Below are 7,023 nucleotides of genomic sequence, written 5' to 3'. Positions count from 1 at the left end.
TTTGACTGGGCCGGCTTCCGGCTTTTCAAAAGTGACCCGCTGTAAGAGCGGAACCGATATAAGCCATAAACTCAGTAACGGATATGCACCCAAGACCAAGGTCACAAGCAAAAATAAATTTTACTAGCAAAAACAATAGGTTATTTGTATTTTGATAGGAGCGGGCTTGCTCGCTCCCACATTTAGCGACAACCCCACGTGTCGCTTAGTCCACACAAATCGCCCGGCCCAGCGTGCCTTTTTCAACCCTCGCCGAACAGCCGAAGTGGCTGTTATCCACCTGGCACGCGCCCGTCACCGGCCCGTTACCAGACAGCGTGTTAACGCTGGTCTGGCACTCACCCTCGCACTGGCTCGAGTCGGTGCAGGCCTTGCCGGCATCCTTGTACGGCGTGATGCACTTCCAGCTCTGCAACCTGCCGACCTGCTTCATCGTGCCGCCGCCCGCCAGGCAGGTGGACGCGGCAGCGTTCTGTGCAGGTGCAGGTGCAGGCGCGTGAGTGGTAGTCGTGCACGCCGATACCAGCAGCAGGGCGGTCAAGCCAATCATCAATTTCATGCAGCGGTCCTCAAAGAGTAAGCACAGCGCTGCAGTGTACGGGCAATTGGGTGGCGCGCGCGCCGGGTGGTCGAGATAGGCTGGGGCTTTCGCGCGCATTGAAGTATCCTCCGCGGCCCGCTATCACTGATTCAACGACACATGACCGGACAAGACATGCAGGCGCTGTTAGAGTCGATCCTCGACGAAGTTCGTCCACTGATCGGCCAGGGCAAAGTCGCCGACTACATCCCCGCACTGGCCGATGTACCCGCCCACCAACTCGGCATCGCCGTGTACGGCAACGACGGCTCGGCCTACTGCGCAGGTGACGCCGATACACTGTTCTCGGTGCAAAGCATCTCCAAAGTGTTCAGCCTGGTGCAGGCCATCGACCACGGCGGCGAAACCATCTGGGAGCGCCTCGGCCACGAGCCTTCAGGGCAACCGTTCAACTCGATGGTGCAACTCGAATTCGAACGCGGCCGCCCGCGCAACCCCTTCATCAACGCCGGTGCGCTGGTGATTTGCGACATCAACCAGTCGCGCTTTGCCGTGCCGATTCTGTCGATGCGCGACTTCGTGCGGCGCCTGTCGGGCAACCCGCAGATCCTCGTCAACAGTGTGGTCGCCGACTCCGAAGCCCAGCACGGCGCGCGCAACGCGGCCATGGCGTACCTGATGAAATCCTTCGGCAACTTCCACAACGAAGTCGACGCCGTGTTGCACAGCTACTTCAACTACTGCGCGCTGCAAATGAGCTGCCTGGATTTGGCCCGGGCGTTCAGCTTCCTCGCCAATGAGGGCGTGAGTGCCCACAGCGGCGAACACGTCTTGACCGCGCGCCAGACCAAGCAAGTCAACTCGATCATGGCCACCAGCGGGCTGTACGACGAGGCGGGCAACTTTGCGTATCGCGTTGGGTTGCCGGGCAAGAGCGGGGTAGGCGGCGGGATTGTCGCGGTGGTGCCGGGGCAGTTTACGGTGTGTGTGTGGTCGCCGGAGTTGAATGCGGCGGGGAATTCGCTGGCGGGGATGAAGGCGTTGGAGTTGTTGAGTGAGCGGATTGGGTGGTCGGTGTTTTGACAAGGAAGGGGTATGCTGATAAGCATTTGGTGTTTTTTGACAAGCGGTTATTATTTGTAAATTACTGTAGTCAATGATGTATCTGCGCGTGTTAGCCGCGTGCTGATGATTAAAGGAGATTGGCTTGTATGTATAGGGATTGTTGGGGTGCTAGCGTTCGATTTTTTGCGGTTGGGCAAGGGCTATTTAGTTCAGGAGAAATAAGGAAGCCTTTCGGAAAAGGTGATTCGGTTTTTAGGTGGGTTTACGATTGTGGGACTACGTCGGAGCAGTATTTAGTCGATGATGCAATTGACGTGTTGAGCGATGAAATTTCAAGCACTGATGACGTTCGACCGTACCTGGATCTTGTGGTTATATCTCACTTTGATCGTGATCACATCAGCGGGATCATCAGGCTACTGGAACGATTTGATGTGGGCGATTTGTTGTTGCCCTATGTCCCTCTCTGGAAAAGACTTGCCATCGCTTTTCAGCTAAATGAGCGGCCTCGTTCGTCATTGACTCGTTTCTTACTGGATCCTATTGAGTTTATTTCGCGACTTTCTGGAAGCTCTGTAAAACGCATACTTTATACACTGTCCGCAGAGCCTCCCTTAGATGGCGCTGTGTCTGAAGCGCGCGGCCCTGTATCGCCAGATGGTGCGCGAGTCACTGAAACGACCCGTCCATCTCCACATGATCAGACGGAGGAAGGTGAGGGCACCAATTTAAATATACGAATTCAAAAGCACGTGTTCTCCGATTCGGATATAACTCAAGAAAAGCTAGTCGATAGCGAGGACCTAAATCGTCATTCGGTCAGCGGAATAGAAGTCGAGTATTTAGCGGTGGGTTCTGCGCTAGTGGTTGCGAATCGCTGGGAGTTCGTGCCTTATAATGATGCTAAACTTGCCAGTCTTGCGACCGCAGCTTTCCGTAAGGAAGTTGAAAGGCTACGCAATGACCTCCTTCTGACATCAGAGCGGCGCGTGAGGGAACAGGCGTTTCAGGATTTAAAAAATTATTATGACATTACGCTTGGAAGAAGCAATGAGTCTAGGAATGTAATATCGTTGTTTATGTATGCTGGGCCAATGTCGTCGTCTTTGGATCGGTGCCGCTCTAGGAGTTATGTCGAGATTTCTACTGAGGGGGGGCGGTATTTACGTAACTGTTTAGGTATTGAAGATCGTTGGGGTGGGGTGCTTTATACCGGAGATGGGTATATTGATAATGATCGCAGGCTCTTGAGTCTTCAGTCGTATTTGACATCGAATCGATTTAGTCGGATTTATATATTGCAGGTTATGCATCACGGCGCCGAAGACAATTGGTATAAAAATCTCGCCAAAAAAATCAAACCAAGCTTCAGTGTGTTTAGCTCCGACCCTGGGCATGGTGGATATAAGCATCCTCATGCGGCAGTGTTGCGCGATTTTTGGCCCTACGGCCCACTGCAGGTTAATAAGCAAACCACGGTAACCTTTGAGTTTGAATATAAGTTTGTAACCGGTCGTTGAATTGTCAGCGATGGCAGAGAGGTTAGCTAGCCGACTTCCGAGCCACAAGCTGAAACGGTCGTGGGAAATGTCCGAGAGCCTGTCGCGCACGACATTCAATTGCGGGATGGGACTTGCTCCCGATAGCACTCTGTCAGCCAGTCTATCCGGTAACGACATACCGCTATCGGGAGCAAGCTCCTCCCACAGTTTACGCTTTAGGCTGCGGGGTGGGCTACGTTCAGCGCCTTGTCTACCAGCAGTTGCACGCCTTCGAGCATTCGGCAGATACCGAGCGCGACGTTGCGTTGCGAGCCTTCGATTTCAAATGCCATATGGTTGGCGATGTCGCAGATGGACGCCAGGTCCTGGGACGCGTTGGCCAGCAAGGTTTCTGTGCCGAGGTCGGCGCGCACGGTGAACAGCCCGTCGCTGGGTTCTGGTAGGGGTTTGCCGGGATTGAGGTAGTGGTTGATCGCGCGGTAGGCCACTTCGTGCAGGGTACTGGTGTCGAAGTCTGAGTGGCTTGGGGGATTTGGACTGTCTTTGATCATGATGTAATTCCGTTGACAAGTGAAGCTGCCAAGGCTCGCGGTCAAGCGGGTTAAGGTGGCAGCTGTACGCGGGTTGACCGACCGGTCGTCAACGAACCCGGCATACCCAAAGGTATCCCGCGCACAACTGCCGCGACACAATACCTCAGGCATAAAAAAAGCGCCTGAGATTGGGGCAGGGCATAGCGATTCGTTAACAAGGTCGGACGGTCAAATCCGGTCGCTGAATTGGCAGCGACGGCACAGAGGTTAGACAGCCGAGTTCCGAGCCACAACCTGAAACGGTCGTGGGAAATGTCCGAGAGCAGGGCGCGCACGGCATTCAATTGTGGGAGGGGGCTTGCTCCCGATAGCAGTCTGTCAGCCAGCATCTCTGGTACTGACACACCGCCATCGGGACAGCCCCCTCCCACAGTTTGATCTTCACTAGTCTTGCGGGTTTGTGTTTGACCAAATAAAAGTGCGCCGATTCGGTCAGTTGGAAAAACATCTGAATGGGCACCGTACATGTGAGGTGGGACTTGCTCCCGATAGCAGTCTGTCAGCCAGCATCTCTGGTACTGACACATCGCCATCGGGAGCAAGCCCCTCCCACAGTTTTTGTTCGGTCTGCTATCGCCTGTCAGGCAATCGCATCCCAGGCGCGGTCGCCGTTCTCGTCTTTAATCCGAGTCGGCAAGCCCATCACGTCCAGCGCTTTGAGGAACGGCTCAGCCGGCAGCTCCTCGACGTTGGCCATGTGTTTCACGTCCCACTCGCCACGTGCAACCAGCAGCGCGGCGGCTACCGGTGGTACGCCTGCGGTGTAGGAAATGCCCTGGCTGTCGGTTTCAGCGAAGGCTTCTTCGTGATCCGCCACGTTGTAGATGAACATCTCGCGCGGCTGGCCGTTTTTGCTGCCTTTGACCAAATCGCCGATGCAGGTTTTGCCGGTGTAGCCGGGGGCGAGCGAAGACGGGTCGGGCAGTACGGCCTTGACCACTTTCAACGGCACGACTTCCAGGCCTTCGGCGGTTTTGACCGGCTTTTCAGAGAGCAGGCCGAGGTTTTTCAGTACCGTGAACACGTTGATGTAGTGTTCGCCGAAGCTCATCCAGAAGCGCACGTTGGGCACGTCGAGGTTTTTCGACAGCGAGTGCACTTCATCGTGGCCGGTGAGGTACAGGTTCTGCGAACCGACTACCGGCAGGTCGTCGGTGCGTTTGACTTCGAACATGGTGTTGCTGGTCCACTGGCTGTTCTGCCAGCTCCACACCTGCCCGGTGAACTCGCGGAAGTTGATTTCCGGGTCGAAGTTGGTGGCAAAATATTTGCCATGGCTGCCGGCATTGACGTCGAGAATGTCGATCGAATCAATACGGTCGAAATGCTGTTGCTGCGCCAGCGCGGCATACGCGTTGACCACACCCGGGTCGAAGCCCACGCCAAGAATGGCAGTGATGTTCTTCTGTTTGCACTCTTCCAGGTGGTTCCATTCGTAGTTGCCGTACCACGGCGGGGTCTCGCAGACCTTGCCCGGCTCTTCGTGGATGGCGGTGTCGAGGTACGCAACGCCGGTATCGATGCAGGCGCGCAGCACCGACATGTTGAGGAAGGCGGAACCTACGTTGATGACGATCTGCGACTCGGTCTCGCGGATCAGGGCCTTGGTCGCTTCCACGTCCAGGGCGTTCAGCGCAAAGGCCTGAATGTCGGCGGGTACCTTGAGGCTACCCTTGGCCTTGACGCTGTCGATGATGGCCTGGCATTTGGAGATGTTGCGCGACGCGATAGCAATACGACCGAGTTCGTCGTTGTGCTGCGCGCACTTGTGGGCCACCACCTTGGCGACACCTCCTGCACCAATGATAAGAACGTTCTTTTTCAATTGCTTTAGCTCTCCTATATCCGCCAGCTTACGAAAGGCTGGACAGGTAGTCTTCATAACCAAATTCACGAACCACCTCGACTGTACCGTCGAGTTGTTTCACTACGATGGACGGCATTTTCAGGCCGTTGAACCAGTTTTTCTTAACCATGGTGTAGCCTGCGGTGTCGATAAACGACAGCCGATCGCCGATGGCCAGCGGACGATCAAATTGGTACTCACCGAAGATGTCGCCGGCCAGGCAAGATTTGCCGCACACCATGTAGGTGTGTTCGCCCTCGCTCGGCGCCAGCTTGGCGTTGAGGCGGTAGATCAGCAGGTCCAGCAGGTGGGCTTCGATGGAGCTGTCTACCACGGCGAGGTGTTTGCCGTTGTAGAGGGTGTCGAGTACGGTCACTTCCAGCGAGGCGCTATTGGTGATCGCGGCTTCGCCGGGTTCCAGGTAAACCTGCACGTCGTACTTTTGCGAGAAGGCTTTCAAGCGCGCGCAGAACGCATCCAGCGCATAGCCTTCGCCGGTGAAATGGATGCCGCCGCCGAGGCTGACCCAGTTGACCTTGTGCAGCAGCTCGCCGAAGCGTTCTTCGATGGTGCCGAGCATCTTGTCGAACAAGCTGAAATCGCCGTTCTCGCAGTTGTTGTGGAACATGAAGCCCGAGATGTGTTCGATCACGCCTTCGATCTTCACCGGGTCCCATTCGCCCAAACGGCTGAACGGGCGCGCCGGGTCGGCCAGCAGGTAGTCGGAGCTGCTCACTTGCGGGTTCACGCGCAGGCCGCGCGTCTTGCCTTCGGAACGTTCGGCAAAGCGCTGCAATTGGCTGATCGAGTTGAAGATGATCTTGTCGCAATTAGCCAGCATTTCTTCGATTTCATCGTCGGCCCAGGCCACGCTGTAGGCGTGCGCTTCGCCTTCGAACTTCTGGCGACCGAGCTTCAACTCATACAGCGACGACGAGGTGGTGCCGTCCATGTATTCCTGCATCAAGTCGAACACCGACCAGGTAGCAAAGCACTTCAGCGCCAGCAGGGCCTTGGCGCCGGACTGCTCGCGCACGTAAGCAATCTTCTGCATGTTGACCAGAAGCTTCTGTTTATCGATGAGGTAGTACGGCGTTTTGATCATTTTTGAGAGCCTGCGGCGGTGCCTGCCAAAAAAGGACACGCATTGTGCCCGCACTTGGATCAGATCGAAAGGTTAGCGGGCGGAATTTGCGCGCCCGGTTTCCAAGGGTAGCGCCCGAGTATGACTTTCTTTGGATACACGCCGACCAAATGTGGGAGGGGGCTTGCTCCCGATGGCGGTCTGTCAGCCGGCACATCTGGCACTGACACACCGCTATCGGGAGCAAGCCCCCTCCCACAGTTTGGTCTTCATCAATCTTGGGATTTGTGTTCGCCCAAATAAAAAAGTGCTGAATGCAGAAGGGGGCTCAGCCAGCGTGCAGAAACATCTGACTGGGCACTGTCCCTGTGGGGAGGGGTTTGGTCTTCATC

Annotated in this window: 6 protein-coding genes; 2 read left to right on the top strand and 4 right to left on the bottom strand. The window is 55.8% G+C overall.

All coding sequences use genetic code 11. The features are described from left to right. Positions 1-205 precede the first annotated feature (205 nt). The gene (locus F0169_RS26650; protein ID WP_152748088.1) at positions 206-559 is read right to left on the bottom strand and encodes a hypothetical protein; all 354 of its coding nucleotides are present in this window, start codon (positions 557-559) and stop codon (positions 206-208) included. Positions 560-715: 156 nt separating this feature from the next. Between F0169_RS26650 and glsB the strand changes: the two genes are divergently transcribed. Further along, the gene (gene glsB, locus F0169_RS26645; protein ID WP_058411627.1) at positions 716-1,624 is read left to right on the top strand and encodes a glutaminase B; all 909 of its coding nucleotides are present in this window, start codon (positions 716-718) and stop codon (positions 1,622-1,624) included. Between the two features lie 299 nt (positions 1,625-1,923). Then, positions 1,924-3,126 carry a ComEC/Rec2 family competence protein gene (locus F0169_RS26640; RefSeq protein WP_152748087.1) on the top strand — a complete coding sequence of 401 codons (1,203 nt, stop codon included), beginning with the start codon at positions 1,924-1,926 and terminating at the stop codon, positions 3,124-3,126. 197 nt (positions 3,127-3,323) lie between these two features. On the opposite strand, the gene F0169_RS26635 is transcribed toward F0169_RS26640, so the two are convergent. The 3 genes from F0169_RS26635 to F0169_RS26625 all read right to left on the bottom strand — a co-directional run bounded on the left by F0169_RS26635 (position 3,324) and on the right by F0169_RS26625 (position 6,652). Continuing rightward, on the bottom strand, positions 3,324-3,659 hold the full coding sequence (locus tag F0169_RS26635; RefSeq protein WP_152748086.1) for a DUF6124 family protein: 336 nt from the start codon (positions 3,657-3,659) through the stop codon (positions 3,324-3,326). A gap of 622 nt (positions 3,660-4,281) precedes the next feature. Then, entirely contained in the window at positions 4,282-5,526 is a 1,245-nt protein-coding gene (locus tag F0169_RS26630; RefSeq protein ID WP_058415438.1) for a saccharopine dehydrogenase family protein, read from the bottom strand. A 28-nt stretch (positions 5,527-5,554) separates the two neighbouring features. Continuing rightward, the gene (locus F0169_RS26625) at positions 5,555-6,652 is read right to left on the bottom strand and encodes a carboxynorspermidine decarboxylase (RefSeq protein ID WP_058415437.1); all 1,098 of its coding nucleotides are present in this window, start codon (positions 6,650-6,652) and stop codon (positions 5,555-5,557) included. Positions 6,653-7,023: the final 371 nt, after the last annotated feature.

The sequence above is a fragment of the Pseudomonas kitaguniensis genome, from assembly GCF_009296165.1.
Lineage (GTDB): Bacteria > Pseudomonadota > Gammaproteobacteria > Pseudomonadales > Pseudomonadaceae > Aquipseudomonas > Aquipseudomonas kitaguniensis.
Note: the sequence above shows the minus strand (reverse complement) of the source record. Positions and strands in the feature narration are given on the sequence as shown.

Excerpts from the sequence above, each read along its gene's own strand:
- F0169_RS26635 (WP_152748086.1), bottom strand. The coding sequence starts at position 3,659 with ATGATCAAAGACAGTCCAAATCCCCCAAGCCACTCAGACTTCGACACC.
- F0169_RS26650 (WP_152748088.1), bottom strand. The coding sequence starts at position 559 with ATGAAATTGATGATTGGCTTGACCGCCCTGCTGCTGGTATCGGCGTGC.
- F0169_RS26625 (WP_058415437.1), bottom strand. The coding sequence starts at position 6,652 with ATGATCAAAACGCCGTACTACCTCATCGATAAACAGAAGCTTCTGGTC.
- glsB (WP_058411627.1), top strand. The coding sequence starts at position 716 with ATGCAGGCGCTGTTAGAGTCGATCCTCGACGAAGTTCGTCCACTGATC.